This is a genomic window from Enterobacter vonholyi (genome assembly GCF_040834095.1).
Taxonomy (GTDB): domain Bacteria; phylum Pseudomonadota; class Gammaproteobacteria; order Enterobacterales; family Enterobacteriaceae; genus Enterobacter; species Enterobacter vonholyi.
The window spans coordinates 2,133,488-2,152,026 of sequence record NZ_CP162152.1 but is presented as its reverse complement, the minus strand read 5'-3'; the positions used below and the strand labels follow the sequence as shown (position 1 = coordinate 2,152,026).

Sequence of the window (18,539 nt, the reverse complement as noted above, 5' to 3'; positions counted from 1 at the left end):
AGCCATGATAAAAATGCATAGCTGAGGGTTTTCCATGTCGCGCCGTTCGCTCCCGCTCAATGCCATCGACGCATTTTTAGTCACCGCGCGTCACCTGAATCTGACCCATGCTGCCGCAGAACTTTGCCTGACGCAGGGAGCCGTGAGCCGCAAGATAGCCTCCCTTGAAGCGTGGTTTGGCTTTCCGCTTTTTGAACGCCACGCGCGCGGCCTGCGCCTCTCTTCGCAGGGCAGCGCCCTGCTTCCGGAGCTGCAGTCTGCTTTTGAACAATTGCTGACCGTGGCCGACCAGGCCCGCAGCCAGCAGACCGTGATCCGGCTCAAGGCACCCACCTGCGCCATGCGCTGGCTGGTGCCGCGCCTGCTGGAGGTTGAGCGTGAGCAGCCGGATCTGCAGATCGCCCTGACCACCACTACCGATCACAACGTCAATTTCAAAACCGAATCTTACGACGCGGCCATCGTGTTCGGGACGCACATGAGCGCAGGCGACCTGCTGTTCGAAGAGGCGCTCACCCCGGTGATAAGCCCGGTGCGGGCGGGTGCAACGCTGGGATCGCTGACGTTCCTGCACCCCACAAGAGATAAGACAGACTGGTCGCTGTGGCTGACGAAACAGGAAGGTCCGGGCTTTGCTATGCACAAAAATCAACACTTCGACACGATGGATCTCGCCATCACGGCCGCCATTCAGGGGCTGGGCGTTGCCATTGCCGACGAAACGCTGGTGGCCGAAGATGTCCGCGCGGGAAGACTGATGCGGCCTTATGAAACCAGCATAAAAACCGGCGCGAGCTACCGGCTGGTGCTGCGCGAAGCGCCAGGCGAGGAAAATGGACTGGCGGCGTTTCGCGCATGTTTGCTTAATCGAGGCTGACGTGGTGCTTCATCACCCGTTTGAAGAGGCTCATCCGGGCGCGCATAAAGCGGTTTTCAAGCCTGAAACCTGCATGTTTATTCACGCCAATGCGTAATAAAACGTCCCGCCCTTTTCGGCATGCGGGCCAGTGCGTCGGCCCGGGCAGGATCTCGCGAGGACCAGCGTCACGCGCAAAGCTCACCCAGTAATCGGCCACGTGGGCAGCAAACTGCAGATCCCGTTCGTTGACGTACTGACGTGAAGGCTCTACCTGACCTAACGTATCAAAGACATAGGGAACCTCGTTGCCGTGCCAGGCACCGTTGATATAGGTGGCATGTTCCGCTTCCGCGACATAGTCAAACCAGTAACGCCAGCACAATCCGCCGACGCGCTGCTGAGCCTGCATCACGACGTAGCCCATCGTGGTGAACGCCATGTCGCGGCACACCTGCCTGCCCAGCTCTTCATCGCCTTTGACGCCAGGATAGAGCAGCTTAATCAGCCCCAGTCCGAAGCGCCGCTCCCGGCGGAGCTTCTGGATTTGCCCGGCGAGATCGATGCCAAACACCGCCATTACGCTGGCCTCATCGCTGTTCGACCCAATCATTACCGGTACGGGATGCTGGCGGGCCGCGAAAAAGACGTCCAGCATCGCTTCGGGCAGAACGCAGTCCCCGACGATGGGCGCGGGTGCGACGTTCAGCGGCGCGGTTAACGGCCAGAACGCCTCGGGCGGAATGGCGCGCAGCTGCTCAGCAGTCGCCTTCTCCAGGCCAAAATGGGCGGCCAGCGCCTCCCCTTTTCGCAGCGCCTGCTCGCGCGGCGTGTCCGGCAAGGTGTACCCGCTTTGCACAATAGCCTTATGGAACAATCCTGCCGCCAGCGGCGAGGCCATCAGAGAAAGCACGCTGCGCGCACCGGCGGATTCGCCAAACAGGGTCACGTTAGCGGGGTCGCCACCAAATGCGGTGATATTGTCCCTAACCCATTCGAGCGCGGCGATCTGATCCAGCAGTGCAAAATTATGCACCACGCGATCTTCCTCGCCCTCCAGCGCGGGATGGGCGAAAAAGCCGAGATGGCCGAGACGGTAGTTGATCGTCACGACAACAACGCCTCGCGTAGCCAGCGCTTTACCGCTATAGGGCGGTAACCCCCCCGCGCCAATGGTAAAGCCACCACCGTGCAGCCAGACCATAATCGGAAGCGCCCCGGCGCGCTCTTTGGGGGACCAGACGTTCAGATAAAGACAGTCTTCCGAGAACTGGCCGGGATCGCCTCCGCCCAGCTCCTGACAATATTCGCTGCTTTGCCAGCTTGAGGCCGAAAAGGCGGTGGCCTCGCGAACGCCATCCCACGGCTCAGGGGGCCGCGGGGAGCGCCAGCGCCACTCGCCCACGGGCGGTGCAGCATAAGGAATACCGCACCAGACGTGGACATTTTCATCGGTTAAACCAGAAAGTGCGCCCTGGCGCGTTTCAACCACAGGGGCGGAAGGATTTTGCATAACGACCTTATTTTTTCCATCACACCCCAGCAGAGTAACGATTTCAGAGCAAACCGCAACGCTGTTTGCTGCGCGTTTCAGCCTCCTGGTAGAGCGTAAACTCGTTATATACCGGGCAGCCCAGCGCGTCTTCAAACGCATCGCGGCTGGCGTTACCGTGGCTGCGGGCCTGTGTTTCATTCCCGAGATTGGACTGGAAAATCCCCGCGGCGCTGACCGGGAGGAAATCTTCGTAGGTGATCGGCTGGGCAACCACCCATCCGCGCTCGATCAGCGGTTGCGGATCGTCTCCCGGCCGGAACGCATGGCGATGCGCTTCTCCCGCGGGCGTCAGACGGTAGCGGAAATACGCCAGCTCCTGACGGCGCATCAACAGTTCGCTGTCAGGGAAGGCGCTAAAGATATCGCGCAGATGCAGCTGGTGGGTCAGGTTATCTTTGCCGGTGCCTGCCTGGGCAAGCAGGCTATCGTACAGCTCCCGGCCTTTCGGGGTCAGCGCCACGCCGCGCTGTTCAATCTCACCGAAGCGCGCGGTGTGGGTGCCCTTATGTTCCCCGGCAAACAGCACCGGCTCTTCCAGCGCCTTGAAGCTGGTTTGACGCAGCAGGACGGGCACCTCGCGACGCGGCGGGCCTTCTATCAGAATTTTCGGCTCGATACCGTACTTCGGCATCAGCTCCTGCACCCGATCAATATCCAGCGTGCGCGGCGTGAGGTGGTTAATGTGGCAGCCGGGGAAGCAGACCACATCGGCAATCAACCGGTGCTCGTTGTGCAGCGCAAGATAGGTTTCCCGATCGACCGTCGCGTGACGGTGCCAGCGGAAGGTTTCCAGCGCTTCCTGCACAAACTCGTGCGCCTGCTCGTCAGTAAACTGCCCTTCCGATTCATACAGATCGAGAAGCGCCAGACAGCGCGGGGTGAAGATGTTCCGGTGAGAGAGGATTTCCGCCGCACGTTCGCGCAGCGCGACGTTTTCAATCAGCTCAAGGCGCAGCAGCGACGTAAAGATGCGGAACGGATTACGGCACAGCGCCGCATCATCGATCGGGCGAAACGCCGTTGAGTGAACCGGCACCCCCGCCTGGGAGAGATCGTAATAGCTGACCGGGTACATGCCCATAATGGCAAACATACGGCGCAGGGTTGAAAGTTCTTGCGCACTGCCAACGCGAATTGCTCCGTGACGCTCCACGTTCAGGCGCGCAAGCTCATCAGCGTTTGCCAGTTGTTCATGTAATAGTGGATTATTTTCCAGAACCGTCAGGTTTACGTCCGCAACCAGTTCAAGCAAGGTGCCGTACTGCGGAACTTCCTGCTGGTACATCGCCGACATAGCCTGCGAAAAGTGTTCCCGAATGTCATCAGCCGTGATGGTGTTCGCCATGATGTCATGCCTCCAGTGAATATTACCTGGAGTGTAGAGAAACCCGTTCCTTCCGGGGGGAAGAATTTCTGAATTGTGATCTTAAGACGACAGTGGTCAAACCGTGTGCTACTGGTCCCTGAACAGCGCCGAACGGAACCGCCCTTTAAACCTGAACGCTTTTATCCAGGATTTTACTTATAATTATTTAGGGTTCCGCTTTCTAGCTATAAAGGAGTATTTTTGGGGTCTCTCCTGAATGCAAATTAACCAATTCGAGTAAGCCATTATTTTTATCCTCACCTTTCAAATTTTTAGCTCGAAGTTAGGATTAATCTGAATGGCTGTTTACAAGTCCTTCCTGTCTATCCATATTTCCCTTTTAAGCGAAGCGTAAATTTACAAATATTTAAAAATAACGCAACCGCAAATAGCAAAACGCATTTGACGGATACCGCACAGCGACTAGAGTTATTACTCGAACGACGAGTGATACGGAATATTTTCGTATCGTACTGGCATAACCAATATATGACTATGAGGTTTAATATGGCAGAGCATCGTGGTGGTTCCGGTAATTTCGCTGAAGACCGTGAAAAAGCATCAGAAGCTGGACGTAAAGGTGGCCAGCACAGCGGTGGTAATTTTAAAAACGATCCGCAACGCGCATCTGAAGCGGGTAAGAAAGGGGGACAGAACAGTCACGGCGGAGGCCGTAAGTCTGATAACTCCTGATCTTATTTAGTACTCTTTTAATAAAACCAGAGAGCATGCTGCGGGCTGAAAAGCTCGCAGTACCCTTTCTATATTTTACCGGAGCGTAATTATTATGAATATGAAAAGCGTCGAGGATGTCTTTATTCATCTTCTGTCGGATACCTACAGCGCAGAAAAGCAGCTTACCCGAGCGTTAAGCAAGCTTGCCCGCGCCGCCTCCAGCGAGAAGCTGAGCGCTGCTTTTACCGCCCACTTGGAAGAGACGCAGGGTCAGATCGAACGTATCGACCAGATCGTCGAACAGGAAGAAGGAGTTAAGATTAAACGCATGAAGTGCGTGGCGATGGAAGGCTTAATTGAAGAAGCCAACGAAGTGATCGAAAGCACCGAAAAAAATGAAGTGCGTGATGCTGCCTTAATTGCCGCTGCGCAAAAAGTCGAGCATTACGAAATAGCCAGCTACGGTACCCTTGCCACATTAGCAGAACAACTGGGCTATAAAAAAGCCGTTAAGCTTCTTGCCGAAACGCTGGAAGAAGAAAAAGAGACCGACCTTAAACTCACCGACCTGGCCGTAGGAAATATTAACCAAAAAGCGCAGAAATGACGCAATAATACAGGTTAAATAAAATGAGCATCAGTCCCAGGACAATTAAACGGTGCCATTTGGCGGCAGCAATAATATGGTTCATTCTCGCTATTCCTTCCGTAATATGGTGGAAGAACAGCGTGCTATGGGTCATTATCATCAGTATTTATGCCAATATTGTCGGCCATTTACCTGGCTACAGTGCCGCACGTGCCGATCAGGCTGCTGAAAGTGAGAACAAATAAGCGAACCCCTAATGAGGATACAATGATGAATCACGTAGAACACTACCATGACTGGCTACGCGATGCCCATGCAATGGAAAAGCAAGCCGAATCAATGCTGGAATCCATGGCCAGCCGTATCGATAATTATCCTGATGTTCGCGCCAGAATTGAGCAACATATTAATGAGACAAAACGGCAAATCACATTGCTGGAGGAAATCCTCGACCGTAATGATATTTCTCGTTCGGTCTTAAAAGACTCGATGAGCAAAATGGCGGCGCTGGGACAATCCATCGGCGGCATGTTCCCTTCCGACGAAATCGTGAAGGGCTCGATCAGCGGCTATGTTTTCGAACAGTTTGAAATCGCCTGCTATACCTCCCTGCTCGCGGCGGCGAAAAAAGCGGGCGATACCGCTTCAATACCCGCTATTGAGACGATCCTCGCCGAAGAGCGCGAAATGGCCGACTGGCTGATTCGTCATATCCCGCAAACGACGGAACAGTTCCTGCTGCGTTCAGACGCGTCGGGTGTCGAAGCGAAAAAATAATCCACAGGAGAGTGAGCATGTTTCGACACGTCAAACAGCTGCAATACACGGTTCGCGTCGCCGAACCGAATCCCGGCCTTGCCAACCTTTTACTGGAACAATTTGGCGGGCCGCAGGGTGAACTGGCTGCCGCCTGCAGGTACTTTACGCAAGGGTTGAGCGATGACGATCCGGGCCGTAAGGATATGCTGATGGATATCGCAACCGAAGAGTTAAGCCACCTCGAAATTATCGGCACCCTGGTCGGCATGCTGAATAAATGTGCCAAGGGGGCGCTGGCGGAAGGGGTGGAAAATGAGGCCGAGCTGTATCGCTCCATGACCGAAAACGGGAATGACAGCCACATCACCTCCCTGCTCTACGGCGGCGGCACTCCGCTCACCAACTCAGCGGGCGTGCCCTGGACGGCGGCCTACGTCGACACCATTGGCGAGCCGACGGCGGATCTGCGTTCGAACGTTGCGGCCGAAGCCAGAGCCAAAATCATCTATGAACGGCTGATCAACGTGACCGACGATCCCGGCGTTAAGGACGCGCTGGCGTTTCTGATGACGCGTGAGGCGGCGCATCAGCTCTCCTTTGAGAAGGCGCTGCAGTCCATCCGTAATAATTTCCCGCCGGGAAAACTGCCGCCAATCGAGGAATTCACCAACAAGTACTACAATATGTCTGAAGGTGGAGAGGTTCGCGGAAGCTGGAACAGCGATAAACATTTCGATTACGTTGAGTCCCCCCAGCCTGCGGTTGACGGCGGCGATGGCAGTGCCAGCGTGACGCTCACAACCGAGCAGGCAACTCTGGTTAAGGCGATGTCTGCCCGCACGAAGTCCGATCCACATTCCGACCCGCTGACCGGTGCCGAGCTGGGTGCCGGTAAGACTAAACCGTAATCGGTTTGCCGGGCAGTCCTGAACTGCCCGGCAAGTCGCGTGCCCCATCGTCTCAGAGGTACGGACCATGTTCGAACTCGATGCATTTCATCTGGCCAGAATTCAGTTCGCTTTTACCGTCTCGTTCCATATCCTTTTTCCCGCGATCACCATCGGCCTCGCCAGCTATCTGGTGGTGCTGGAAGGCATGTGGCTGCGCACCAAAAACGACGTCTGGCGATCGCTATACCACTTCTGGCTAAAGATATTTGCCGTTAACTTCGGCATGGGCGTCGTTTCCGGGCTGGTTATGGCGTATCAGTTTGGCACCAACTGGAGCGGGTTCTCCCAGTTCGCGGGCAGCATTACCGGCCCGCTTCTGACCTATGAGGTGTTAACCGCCTTCTTCCTGGAGGCCGGATTCCTCGGCGTTATGATGTTCGGCTGGAACAAGGTCGGCCCGGGGCTGCACTTCTTTTCGACCTGCATGGTGGCGCTCGGCACGCTAATGTCGACCTTCTGGATCCTCGCCTCCAACAGCTGGATGCATACGCCGCAGGGTTTCACTATCGAAAATGGGCAGGTTATCCCGCAGGACTGGCTGGCCATCGTTTTTAACCCCTCCTTCCCTTACCGTCTTATTCATATGGCTATCGCCGCGTTCCTGAGCAGCGCGCTGTTTGTCGGCGCGTCGGGTGCCTGGCACCTGCTGCGCGGGAACGATACGCCAGCCGTTCGCACCATGTTTTCGATGGCGATGTGGATGGCGCTGCTGGTCGCACCCATTCAGGCGGTGGTGGGCGATATGCACGGCCTGAACACGCTTGAGCATCAGCCGGCGAAAATCGCCGCTATTGAGGGGCACTGGGAAAATCCGCCCGGCGAGGCCACCCCGCTGCTGCTGTTTGGCCTGCCGGATATGGAGGAGGAGCGCACCAAATACGGTCTGGAGATCCCTGCCCTCGGCAGCCTGATCCTGACGCACAGTCTGGATAAACAGGTCCCCGCGCTGAAAGACTTCCCAAAAGAGGATCGCCCAAACTCTACCATCGTTTTCTGGTCGTTCCGCGTGATGGTCGGGATGGGGCTGCTGATGATTACCCTCGGTCTGGTCAGCCTCTGGCTGCGCTATCGCCATCGACTTTACCACTCGCGTCCGTTCCACTGGTTTGCCCTCTGCATGGGGCCTGCCGGGCTGCTGGCGCTGCTCGCCGGCTGGGTGACCACCGAAGTGGGCCGTCAGCCGTGGGTCGTCTATGGCTACCTGCGCACCATCGACGCGGTATCGCTGCACAGCACCCTGCAGATGAGCATCAGCCTGCTGGCGTTCTTCGTCGTCTACTCATCCGTGTTTGGCGTGGGCTATGTTTATCTTATCCGGCTGATTAAGAAAGGTCCTCAGCCCGTCGATACGCTGACGTCAAACACCTCGGGCACGCCTGCCCGTCCGCTGTCAGCCGCGGAGTCTGTTCCGGAAGAGGAGAGAATCTGATGGGCGTCGATATCTCGGTGATTTGGTTTGCCATCATCGTGTTTGCCACGCTGATGTATATCATTATGGACGGCTTCGACCTGGGGATTGGCCTGCTGTTTAACTTCGTGGGCGATGCGAAAGAGCGCGATGTGATGGTCAACAGCGTCGCGCCCGTCTGGGACGGCAACGAGACCTGGCTGGTGCTCGGCGGCGCGGGGCTTTTCGGCGCGTTTCCGCTGGCCTATGCGGTCATTATTGATGCGCTGACGATCCCGCTCACCGCAATGCTGATCGGCCTCATCTTTCGCGGCGTCGCCTTTGAGTTCCGCTTCAAAGCCACCCCTTCACACCGTAAATTCTGGGACTACTCCTTTGCCGGCGGCTCCCTGCTCGCTACCTTCAGCCAGGGCGTGGTGGTGGGCGCCGTGATCAACGGCTTTGACGTGGAGGGCCGACGCTATGTCGGCTCGGCGCTGGACTGGCTCACCCCCTTCAACCTGTTCTGCGGCATCGGGCTGGTCGTCGCCTACACGCTGCTGGGCACCACCTGGCTCATTATGAAAAGCGAAGGCGCGCTGCAACAGCGCATGCGCGAGCTGACCCGCCACGTGCTGCTGGCCCTGATGGTGGTTATCGCGGTAGTCAGCGTCTGGACGCCGCTCGGCTGGCAGTACGTCGCCGACCGCTGGTTTACCCTGCCCAACTTCTTCTGGTTCCTGCCGGTTCCGCTGCTGGTCGGGATCTTCAGCGTGCTGATCTGGCGCCTGACCCGCAATCCGGACAGCCACGCGCGCCCTTTCCTGCTGACGCTGGGGCTGATCTTCCTCGGGTTCAGCGGGCTGGGTATCAGCCTCTGGCCGAACATTATTCCGCCGCGCATCACCCTGTGGGAGGCCGCAGCTCCGCCTGCCAGCCAGCTGTTTATGCTGGTCGGGACGTTATTGATTATTCCGGTGATCCTGGTGTACACCGCCTGGAGCTATTACGTGTTCCGGGGCAAGGTTTCGGATACTGAAGGCTATCACTGAGGAACGCTATGACGGACTGGCATACACGGGCCATTATTTACCAGATTGATACCGCACTCTTTTATGACCTGAACGGCGATGGCTGCGGGGACATCGCCGGGATAACGGCCAAGCTGCGCTACATTCGCCGCATGGGGGCGACAGTTATCTGGATCACCCCGTTTTACCTCACGCCCTTTCTTGATGAAGGCTATGACGTCAGCGACCATCTCCAGGTGGATCCCCGCTTCGGAAAGCTGGCCGATATCATCACCTTTATCGAACAGGCCCGCGAGCTGGGCATGCAGGTCATTATCGAGCTGCTGATCCAGCACACCTCCGACGCGCATCCCTGGTTCCAGCAGGCCCGCCGCAACCCGGCATCACCCTACCGGGATTACTACCTCTGGTCAGATAACGACGAGGACGATACGCCCCCCATGTTTCCCGGCGTCGAAAAGAGCATCTGGAGCTGGGACGACGAGGCGGGACAATACTACCGGCACATGTTCTATCGCCACGAACCGGATCTGAACCTCACCTCGCCCGCGGTGCTGAAAGAGATTGAGAACATCATCCTCTTCTGGCTCAAGCTGGGCGTGTCGGGATTTCGACTGGATGCCGCATCTCACCTGACCACCCAGGCGGGAAACGGTGATGAAAAAAAGGGCCTGTGGATCCTCGAGCATATGCGTCGTCTTATCGAGCAACACAACCCGGACGCGATCCTGCTGGGTGAGGTCGACGTTGAGGTGGAGGCCTATCAGGACTACTTTGGCAATAATGACCGCCTGAATCTGGTGCTCAATTTCTGGCTCAACAAATATTTTTACGTCAGCCTGGCCCGCAAAAGCGCCCGTCCGCTGCGCAACGCGGTGAAGAAGATGATCGTCCCGCCCGATTCATGCTGTTTTGCCAACTGGCTGCGCAATCACGACGAGCTGGATCTGGAGGGCATCAGCCAGAAAGACAAACAGTTTGTCCTCGATACCTTCGCCCCTGAAGAGGAAATGAACGTCTATCAGCGCGGGATCCGCCGCCGCCTGGCGCCGATGCTCAACGGCGATCGGAAGCGGCTGGCGTTCTGCCATGCGGTGCTATTTTCCCTGCCCGGCGTTCCGGTGATGCGCTACGGCGATGAGATCGGCATGGGGGATGACCTCGATCTGGAGGAGCGCTACGCTGTGCGCACCCCGATGCAGTGGGCCGGATCGCAAGGCGGCGGTTTTTCGGCAGCCGACCCGAAAAAATTTATCGGGCCGATTATCGACCGCGGCCCTTATCGCTATCAGAAAATCAACGTCGCCGATTCGCTGCTCCACCGCAACTCGCTCCTGCACCGGATCATTGATATCGCCAATACCCGTTCGGAGTTCCCCGAAATCGCCGTTGCGCCCTTTCGGCTCCTCACGATCGATAATGACGCGGTGCTGGGGATCTATTACGAGACCGAAGAACGCAGCATCCTGACCTTTGTTAACTTCAACGACCAGCCGGTACGGTTCACCGTCAAGGGGATCCGCAACGCCACCTGGACCGCCTGTCTTGCGGACAAACGCTACGATGACGCGCTGGTTTGCGGTAAAACCGTTGAGCTCAGCCTTGGCGGCTACGGCTATCGCTGGTTCTGGACGCACCGCAGCGCGCTGCGCTGATTATGGTTTCCGGCGGGTTAGCAAACGCGTCAACACAATACCCGCCAACGCCAGCCCCCCTAACGCCACTTTGCCCGGCATACCGGAGGTCACGGACGACGCGCGGGTTTTCGCTTCATCAGTGAAACGGCCATGGATTTTGTGCAGGTCGTTAACCGGCTGGTCGAGATAATCCCGACGGTCCGGCGCGTTCAGATCGTCGGTCATCTGGCCTTCCCAGGCTTTCTTCACCATCAGCCTGTCCAGAAAACCCGGGAAGAGGAACTGCCCGACAATCGACTGAATGGTGCTGCTGCCAACCCACAGCTCGCGTACCGGCTTTTGCGCCACCCTGAAGATGGCGCTGGCGGCGACTTCAGGCTCGAACACCGGCGGTACCGGCCGCATTGCCCAGGCGAACTTATTCCTTGCCCATTCAAACTGCGGCGTGTTAAGCCCCGGCATCTGCACCATCGAAAGCTGAACCCGGCTGTTTTCATGCATCAGCTCGGTACGCACCGCATCGGTAAACCCGCGGATCGCCGCTTTGGCCCCGCAGTAGGCGGACTGCAGGGGAATGGAACGGTAGGCCAGCGCGGAGCCTACCTGGATAATCACGCCCCTGTCGCGCGGAACCATAAGCTCCAGCGCCGCGCGGGTGCCGTTCACGTAGCCGAGGTACGTCACCTCAGTCACGCGCCGAAACTCGTCCGGCGTAAGGGTACGAAACGGTGCCAGCACGGCCCCCATGGCATTATTCACCCAGACATCAATCGCGCCGAGGCGATACTCAATCTCGTTAGCCGCATCCACCACCGCCTGACTGTCGGCGACGTCCGCCTGCACGGCGTGTGCATTTACGCCGAAGCGGCGCAACTCTTCCTGGGTGGAGTGCAGGCTTGCTTCATCGCGGGCGATGAGGCCCACATCGTAACCTGCTTTTGCAAAGTGCAGCGCCGTGGCTTTTCCCACGCCCGCCGTCCCACCGGTAATTACTATGACAGCCATAGAACCTCCACGTGAACTCAACCGTTATGCCCGTCCGACAATGCTGTCACCAGCTCGGCCAGCGAAAAATGCACCGCTTTTTCCACCACGTCCTGACAGTCTCCGGAAAACAGTACGGTGCGGGTTTGCGTCTCGCCGCGAATGTTCCACGCAAAGCAGACCGTCCCCGCCGCCGTGCCGTCGTCTCCCCCTTCCGGGCCAGCATAGCCGCTGATGGCGATACTGATATCAGCCTGGGCGATGTCGCGGATGCTGGCGGCCATCTCGGTCACCGTCTGCTCACTGACCGAGGTATACCGCGCGAGCGTCTCAGGACGAACGCCGAGGATCCGTGCTTTGGCTTCGTCGCTGAATACGACCAGGCCAACATCATAAAAATCGGCCGTGTTCTCTTCGGCACAAAGAGCTACCGATAGCTTTCCGCCGGTACAGGATTCCGCCGTGGTTAAGCGAAGCCCGAGATCGGTTAATTTGCTCGCCAGTTTTTTCGTCAGTTCACCCACGGTATAATTGTTGTCGTGAAAAAGATTGCTCATCTTTGCGCCTCTTATTTCTCGAATGGAATGATTGAAATATGTCCATTGCGCTCCAGTATGGCATATTTAATTTGGCTTATTTCGTTAATACCATTATTTTGACGCGCTGACACCAGAATATCATCGCAAGAGACATCGACCTTTTTGAGTTTATCAGCCAGGGGTACGCCGTTTTCCACAAGAATCACTGGAGTGCCGTCCAGAATATTCTCCACCGGGGAAAAATACTTCTTCATAAGGCCAAAAATAATATCCACTACCACCAGGGTGGTAATCGTAATCATCGCACCGGTGACGGAAAAATCTTGTCCGAGAAGCGCCTGCTGAGTAGCTTCACTAATTATCAGGAGAAGAATGAGATCGAAGCTGGTCATCTGCAGCAGCGCACGCCGCCCGGCCACTTTAAAAACCACCACGAGGAACAGATAAATCGCCAGCGCACGAAAGACCATATCCATATCAGCCTCCTAGGGGTAAATAAATTGCCAGAAGGTTATCTCCGGCTCGCTGTTAATACGGATGGTTGTGTTCCATTTACCGGCTCTCGAAGGCGTGGTGAAGAATAACACCGCGAAGCGGTCTGACTTTTTCAGGTTGTTATAGACGAAATAGAGGGTCTTGCCACGGCTGAACATGCTGTCCGGCTGCGGCCAGACGCTGCCAGGCTCGTATACATCGCTGCTCTCGCTGGTCATGCTGAGAACATACTTACCCTCTGATTGCACCGGGAACGCCAGCTCCATTCGCGTCTCCGTCTCCCGGCGGCCAAACCGTTCATAGCTTATGGTCAGTGATTTTGCGGAATTGGTTTTGACCGTATCGCTGACCCACCCGCTTGAAAACAGACCGGCGATAGCCGCGATGATAATAGCCAGCAGAACAATAAAACCCACCTGACGAAACGCGTATTCAAACGTCAGCAAGCGAAAACTCTCATCTATCCCGGGCAACTTTTCATTTTCACGCTTCATGGTCATCGTCACCGTTTCGCTTATTATCCGATAAGTTTGATTTCTCACGCGAATGTTTTTAGGACTTATCACATTTGCCACATAAAGGAATAGCAACAATACTTAATAAGTCAAGACACCCAAAATGAAGGATATCCGATGAAATTATCGCTTATTTCCGCTTTTATGATATTTCTGGTTCCGGCCGCCTTCGCAGATAATAACGGCGGGTTACAAAAAGGTGAAGCCCCGCCGCCACCCCATGCGCTGGATAGCGGATATCGCGGAACCGATGATGCGCGTATTATGACCATCGATCAGGCAAAACAACTGCACGACGGTGCCACCATTTCACTGCGCGGTAATCTTATTGACGGTAGCGGCGATAAGTTTGTATTTCAGGATAAAACCGGAAAAATCGACGTTATTATTCCCCAGGCAGTCTTCGATGGCAGAACGGTAAAACCCGACCAGATGATCAGCATCAACGGTTCGCTTGATAAAAAATCATCTCCTGCCGTCGTCCGCGTCGATCGTTTGCAGAAATAATTCAGCGAAGCGTTAACGCTGCAGTTATCCATCAAATCTCACCCCTTGGCTTAAGGAGTCAGCTATGAGTGATACCCAACAACGTACGAACGCTTATCCGCAGCCCCCGTTCCCGGAACAGCCACAAACGCCACCGGGACTGGCATCCGAAATGCAGCCTGTACCCGACCACGGGGAAACCAGCTACAAAGGGCATGGCCGCCTGGCCGGTAAAAAAGCGCTGATCACCGGCGGTGACTCGGGTATCGGTCGCGCAGTGGCCATCGCCTATGCCCGTGAAGGCGCTGACGTGGCGATTAACTATCTGCCTGAAGAGGAAAAAGACGCCGCGGAGGTCATCGACCTGATCAAAGCCGAAGGCCGGAACGCCGTCGCGCTGCCGGGGGACGTTCGGGACGAAACCTTCTGCCAGAACCTGGTCGAAGAAGCCGTCTCGAAGCTGGGCGGGCTGGATATTCTGGTCAACAACGCCGGTCGCCAGCAGTTCCGTGAATCCCTCGAAGAGCTGACTACTGAAGATTTTGACGCGACGTTTAAAACCAACGTTTATGCTCCTTTCTGGATCACGAAGGCGGCCCTGCGGCACCTGAAGGCCTCGTCCGTTATCATTAATACCTCCTCCGTTCAGGCCGTGAAGCCAAGCCCGGTGCTGCTGGACTACGCCCAGACCAAAGCCTGTCTGGCGGTATTTACCAAATCCTTAGCCAAGCAGCTGGGTCCGAAAGGCATTCGCGTCAACGCGGTCGCTCCCGGCCCATACTGGACGGTGCTGCAGTCCAGCGGCGGCCAGCCGATGGAAAAAGTGAAGGAGTTTGGCGGAGATACGCCGCTGGGACGTCCGGGTCAGCCCGTCGAGATCGCCCCGCTGTACGTCACGCTGGCCTCGGATGAATGTTCGTTTACGTCCGGCCAGGTGTGGTGTTCTGACGGCGGTGACGGCGTAATCTAACCGCTTAACCCTTTCCCCTCAGCAATGAGCAATAAATGAACAAGGACGTTCGCTCTTATTCCCCGCCGAAAAACATGTTGTAACTCAAACAGATCAAATGTTAAAAATATTTTGCTATCAGGTTATCAAAATTAAATATCTTAACTTGTCACCCGCATCGCTCTGTTTTTAACATCGCCTATGGAAAAAAATGGTCTGTTCAGTCAGCGCATACGCTTGCGCCATTTGCATACATTTGTGGCCGTCGCTCAACAGGGAACGCTGGGGCGTGCGGCTGAAACTCTTAACCTGAGCCAGCCTGCGCTCTCAAAAACCCTCAACGAGCTTGAACAGCTGACCGGCGCCCGTCTTTTTGACCGCGGTCGGCTGGGGGCGCAGCTTACCATCGTGGGCGAACAGTTCCTTACGCACGCCGTTAAGGTGCTGGATGCGCTCAATACCGCAGGCCAGTCCCTGCACCGAAAAGAAGAACACACCAGCGAGGTCGTCCGCGTCGGGGCCCTGCCCACCGCCGCGCTCGGCATTCTTCCGCCGGTGATTGGCCAGTTCCACAAGCAGCAACGGCATACCACGATTCAGGTTGCCACCATGAATAACACCATGCTGCTCGCGGGGCTGAAATCGGGCGAGCTGGATATCGGTATCGGCCGCATGTCCGACCCTGAACTGATGGGGGGTCTCAATTACGAACTGCTGTTCCTGGAGTCCCTGAAGCTGGTGGTTCGTCCCGATCACCCGCTGCTGCAGGACACGGTGACGTTAAGCCGCGTCATGGAGTGGCCGGTGGTGGTGTGCCCCAAAGGGACCGTCCCGCGCCAGACCGCCGAAACCTTGCTGCAAATGCAGGGGTGTACGCTGCCCTCAGGGTGTATCGAAACGCTGTCAGCCTCGCTTTCACGCCAGCTTACGCTGGATTATGACTACGTCTGGTTCGTCCCTTCCGGGGCGGTAAAAGATGATTTACGCCAGGCAACGCTGATCGCGCTGCCGATTACCTCCCCTGGCCCCGGTGAACCTATCGGCATACTGACCCGCGTCGACACCCCACTCTCAACGGGTGCGCAGACGCTGCTGAGCGCCATCCGTAAATCAATGCCGGTTTAGAACCTTTTTGCCCCTCGCCCTGACCCTCTCCCCTTAGGGGCGAGGGGGTTGACCTGTGCGTTAATCAAATAATGCGGAATAAATCATTAACAATTGCGTAAAACAATTTAACAGTTTTATCATAGCGGCGAATTCACCAAATGGTTCGCAAATTATTTGATATAAACGAATTCACCGGTATTAACCATCAATCCCACCGCATTTATTACCCAACTGGTACATACCCGACACAGCGGGGGGAGCTAAGGAGACAGAAATGGCATTTGGCAGCGCGCCGCGCGGGATACCTCGTATTCTGCAGTGGCTTCTTGCCGGACTGATGATGCTCATCGGTCTGGCCGTCGGCGGGTTGGGCTTAAAGCTCGCCACCGTGGGCGGAAGTAGTTACTTCCTGATAATGGGCGTGGTAATGGTGATTGCCGCGATCCTGATTTTCCTCAACCGCACCAGCGGGATTGTGCTTTACGGCATCGCGTTTATCGCCTCGCTATTCTGGGCGGTAAGCGATGCGGGCTGGGATTTCTGGCCGCTCTTCTCCCGCCTGTTTACCTTTGCCGTACTGGCGTTCCTGTGCACCATCGTCTGGCCCTTCCTGCGCACGGCAAACTACGCTGCACCGAACAAGACGCCCGCCTTTGGCGTCGCGGCCCTGCTCGCGGTGGCCATGCTGGTCAGCCTGGGCTGGATGTTTAAGCCGCAGACCCTCGTGGCAGCGAACGAGCCCGTTCCGGTGAAACCCGTCGCCCCCGGCGAGCAGCAAAAGAACTGGGAGCACTGGGGCAATACCACCCACGGCGACCGTTTCGCCGCGCTGGACCAGATCAACAAGCAAAACGTCAGCTCGCTGAAAGTCGCGTGGGTTGCGCACACCGGCGATATTCCGCAGAGCAACGGCTCGGGTGCGGAAGATCAAAACACGCCTCTGCAGGTTGGCGACACGCTGTACGTCTGTACCCCATACAGTAAAGTGCTGGCGCTGGACGTGGATTCCGGTAAAGAAAAATGGCGCTACGATTCCAAAGCCACGGCCCCTAACTGGCAGCGCTGTCGCGGTCTGGGCTATTTTGAAGACCACTCTAGCGTGACAACGTCACAGGCAGAAACACAGCCTGCTGCATGCCCTCGCCGCCTGTTCCTGCCCACTACCGATGCCCGACTGATTGCCATCAACGCGGATACCGGCAAGGTCTGCGACGACTTCGGCGACCATGGCACCGTGGATCTGAGCGTCGGCATGGGTGAGATTAAGCCCGGATATTATCAGCAAACCTCGACGCCGCTGGTTGCCGGGAACGTTGTCGTCGTCGGCGGTCGCGTAGCGGATAACTACTCAACCGGCGAGCCGCCGGGCGTGGTGCGCGCCTACGACGTTCACACCGGTAAGCTGGCCTGGGCGTGGGATCCGGGTAATCCGAACCTGACCGGCCTGCCGCCGGAAGGCCAGACCTACACCCGCGGTACGCCGAACGTCTGGTCCGCGATGTCCTACGACGCCAAACTGAACCTGATCTACCTGCCAACCGGCAACGCCACGCCAGACTTCTGGGCGGGAGAGCGTACCGCGCTGGACGATAAGTACAGTTCATCCATCGTCGCCGTCGACGCGGCCACCGGTCAGGTTCGCTGGCATTTCCAGACTACCCACCACGACCTGTGGGACTTCGACCTGCCTTCCCAGCCGCTGCTGTACGACCTGCCTGACGGTAAGGGCGGCACCACGCCTGTGCTGGTGCAGACCAGCAAGCAGGGCATGATCTTCATGCTTAACCGCGAAACCGGTAAGCCGGTCGCGAAGGTAGAGGAACGCCCTGTCCCGGCGGGTAACGTTGAAGGTGAACGCTATTCCCCGACCCAGCCGTACTCCGTCGGCATGCCGATGATTGGCAACCAGACGCTGACCGAATCCGACATGTGGGGCGCGACGCCTGTCGACCTGCTGCTGTGCCGCATTCAGTTTAAAGAGATGCGTCATCAGGGCGTCTTCACCCCACCGGGTCTCGACCGTTCCCTGCAGTTCCCTGGCTCACTCGGCGGGATGAACTGGGGCAGCGTCTCCGTTGACCCGAACAACAGCCTGATGTTTGTCAACGATATGCGCCTGGGCCTGGCAAACTATATGGTGCCGCGCGCAAACGTGGCGAAAAATGCCAGCGGCATCGAGATGGGGATAGTTCCAATGGACGGCACGCCGTTCGGCGCGATGCGTGAACGCTTCCTGTCGCCGCTGGGCATTCCGTGCCAGAAGCCGCCGTTTGGCACCATGTCAGCCGTTGACCTGAAAACCGGCAAGCTGGTGTGGCAGGTTCCTGTCGGCACGGTGGAAGATACCGGCCCGCTGGGCATTCGCATGCACATGCCAATCCCGATCGGCATGCCGACCCTGGGCGCGTCGCTCTCTACCCAGTCCGGCCTGCTGTTCTTTGCCGGTACCCAGGATTTCTACCTGCGCGCGTTTGATACCGCCACCGGGAAAGAGATCTGGAAATACCGCCTGCCGGTTGGCAGCCAGTCCGGCCCGATGACCTACGTGTCGCCGAAAACCGGTAAGCAGTACATCATCATTAACGCCGGTGGCGCCCGCCAGTCGCCGGACCGCGGTGATTACGTTATCGCGTACGCATTACCCGATAAGAAATAAGAT

General features: G+C 57.0%; 19 protein-coding genes. 13 read left to right on the top strand and 6 right to left on the bottom strand.

Going from position 1 to position 18,539, the window contains the following annotated elements:
* Positions 1 to 34: 34 nt before the first annotated feature.
* Positions 35 to 877, top strand: a complete 843-nt coding sequence (locus AB3N39_RS10185; protein ID WP_136194845.1) for a LysR family transcriptional regulator — start codon at positions 35 to 37, stop codon at positions 875 to 877.
* Here AB3N39_RS10185 and AB3N39_RS10180 read toward each other — a convergent pair.
* Both AB3N39_RS10180 and AB3N39_RS10175 read right to left on the bottom strand, forming a co-directional pair.
* The gene (locus AB3N39_RS10180; RefSeq protein ID WP_367897285.1) at positions 864 to 2,369 is read right to left on the bottom strand and encodes a carboxylesterase/lipase family protein; all 1,506 of its coding nucleotides are present in this window, start codon (positions 2,367 to 2,369) and stop codon (positions 864 to 866) included. The genes AB3N39_RS10185 and AB3N39_RS10180 overlap by 14 nt on opposite strands.
* Positions 2,370 to 2,412: 43 nt before the next feature.
* Positions 2,413 to 3,756 (bottom strand): VOC family protein, encoded by a 1,344-nt coding sequence (locus tag AB3N39_RS10175; RefSeq protein ID WP_367897284.1) that lies wholly within the window; start codon positions 3,754 to 3,756, stop codon positions 2,413 to 2,415.
* 528 nt (positions 3,757 to 4,284) lie between these two features.
* Between AB3N39_RS10175 and AB3N39_RS10170 the strand changes: the two genes are divergently transcribed.
* The 8 genes from AB3N39_RS10170 (at position 4,285) to AB3N39_RS10135 (ending at position 10,823) form a co-directional block, all read left to right on the top strand.
* A complete protein-coding gene (locus tag AB3N39_RS10170; protein WP_004150795.1) occupies positions 4,285 to 4,470 on the top strand; it encodes a general stress protein in 186 nt (61 codons plus the stop codon).
* A gap of 94 nt (positions 4,471 to 4,564) precedes the next feature.
* Complete coding sequence (locus AB3N39_RS10165; protein ID WP_143345099.1) at positions 4,565 to 5,059, top strand: ferritin-like domain-containing protein; 495 nt, start codon at positions 4,565 to 4,567, stop codon at positions 5,057 to 5,059.
* Between the two features lie 23 nt (positions 5,060 to 5,082).
* The gene (locus AB3N39_RS10160) at positions 5,083 to 5,286 is read left to right on the top strand and encodes a hypothetical protein (RefSeq protein WP_367897283.1); all 204 of its coding nucleotides are present in this window, start codon (positions 5,083 to 5,085) and stop codon (positions 5,284 to 5,286) included.
* A gap of 25 nt (positions 5,287 to 5,311) precedes the next feature.
* Positions 5,312 to 5,818: a ferritin-like domain-containing protein gene (locus AB3N39_RS10155; protein ID WP_014883791.1), complete on the top strand. Its 507-nt coding sequence runs from the start codon at positions 5,312 to 5,314 to the stop codon at positions 5,816 to 5,818.
* A gap of 17 nt (positions 5,819 to 5,835) precedes the next feature.
* Complete coding sequence (locus AB3N39_RS10150; protein ID WP_367897282.1) at positions 5,836 to 6,708, top strand: manganese catalase family protein; 873 nt, start codon at positions 5,836 to 5,838, stop codon at positions 6,706 to 6,708.
* Between the two features lie 67 nt (positions 6,709 to 6,775).
* The gene (locus AB3N39_RS10145; RefSeq protein WP_143345098.1) at positions 6,776 to 8,179 is read left to right on the top strand and encodes a cytochrome ubiquinol oxidase subunit I; all 1,404 of its coding nucleotides are present in this window, start codon (positions 6,776 to 6,778) and stop codon (positions 8,177 to 8,179) included.
* Complete coding sequence (gene cydB / locus AB3N39_RS10140) at positions 8,179 to 9,189, top strand: cytochrome d ubiquinol oxidase subunit II (RefSeq protein ID WP_133294382.1); 1,011 nt, start codon at positions 8,179 to 8,181, stop codon at positions 9,187 to 9,189. The genes AB3N39_RS10145 and cydB overlap by 1 nt, the downstream gene beginning before the upstream one ends.
* A gap of 8 nt (positions 9,190 to 9,197) precedes the next feature.
* Positions 9,198 to 10,823, top strand: a complete 1,626-nt coding sequence (locus AB3N39_RS10135; protein WP_133294381.1) for an alpha-amylase family protein — start codon at positions 9,198 to 9,200, stop codon at positions 10,821 to 10,823.
* On the opposite strand, the gene AB3N39_RS10130 is transcribed toward AB3N39_RS10135, so the two are convergent.
* The 4 genes from AB3N39_RS10130 to AB3N39_RS10115 are packed head-to-tail and all read right to left on the bottom strand — an operon-like array spanning position 10,824 to position 13,317.
* A complete protein-coding gene (locus AB3N39_RS10130; protein ID WP_104948601.1) occupies positions 10,824 to 11,810 on the bottom strand; it encodes an SDR family oxidoreductase in 987 nt (328 codons plus the stop codon).
* A 17-nt stretch (positions 11,811 to 11,827) separates the two neighbouring features.
* Positions 11,828 to 12,346, bottom strand: a complete 519-nt coding sequence (locus AB3N39_RS10125; RefSeq protein ID WP_367897281.1) for a 2-oxo-tetronate isomerase — start codon at positions 12,344 to 12,346, stop codon at positions 11,828 to 11,830.
* An 11-nt stretch (positions 12,347 to 12,357) separates the two neighbouring features.
* Positions 12,358 to 12,804: a DUF421 domain-containing protein gene (locus AB3N39_RS10120; protein ID WP_127730802.1), complete on the bottom strand. Its 447-nt coding sequence runs from the start codon at positions 12,802 to 12,804 to the stop codon at positions 12,358 to 12,360.
* A gap of 9 nt (positions 12,805 to 12,813) precedes the next feature.
* Positions 12,814 to 13,317: a hypothetical protein gene (locus AB3N39_RS10115; RefSeq protein WP_133294378.1), complete on the bottom strand. Its 504-nt coding sequence runs from the start codon at positions 13,315 to 13,317 to the stop codon at positions 12,814 to 12,816.
* 138 nt (positions 13,318 to 13,455) lie between these two features.
* Here AB3N39_RS10115 and AB3N39_RS10110 point away from each other — a divergent pair, with 138 nt between their 5' ends.
* The 4 genes from AB3N39_RS10110 (at position 13,456) to AB3N39_RS10095 (ending at position 18,536) form a co-directional block, all read left to right on the top strand.
* Complete coding sequence (locus AB3N39_RS10110) at positions 13,456 to 13,845, top strand: YdeI family stress tolerance OB fold protein (RefSeq protein ID WP_045910503.1); 390 nt, start codon at positions 13,456 to 13,458, stop codon at positions 13,843 to 13,845.
* A 64-nt stretch (positions 13,846 to 13,909) separates the two neighbouring features.
* On the top strand, positions 13,910 to 14,794 hold the full coding sequence (locus AB3N39_RS10105; protein WP_021242539.1) for an SDR family oxidoreductase: 885 nt from the start codon (positions 13,910 to 13,912) through the stop codon (positions 14,792 to 14,794).
* 180 nt (positions 14,795 to 14,974) lie between these two features.
* On the top strand, positions 14,975 to 15,898 hold the full coding sequence (locus tag AB3N39_RS10100; protein WP_127730796.1) for a LysR substrate-binding domain-containing protein: 924 nt from the start codon (positions 14,975 to 14,977) through the stop codon (positions 15,896 to 15,898).
* A gap of 256 nt (positions 15,899 to 16,154) precedes the next feature.
* Entirely contained in the window at positions 16,155 to 18,536 is a 2,382-nt protein-coding gene (locus tag AB3N39_RS10095) for a glucose/quinate/shikimate family membrane-bound PQQ-dependent dehydrogenase (RefSeq protein ID WP_367897280.1), read from the top strand.
* The last annotated feature ends 3 nt before the right edge of the window (positions 18,537 to 18,539 follow it).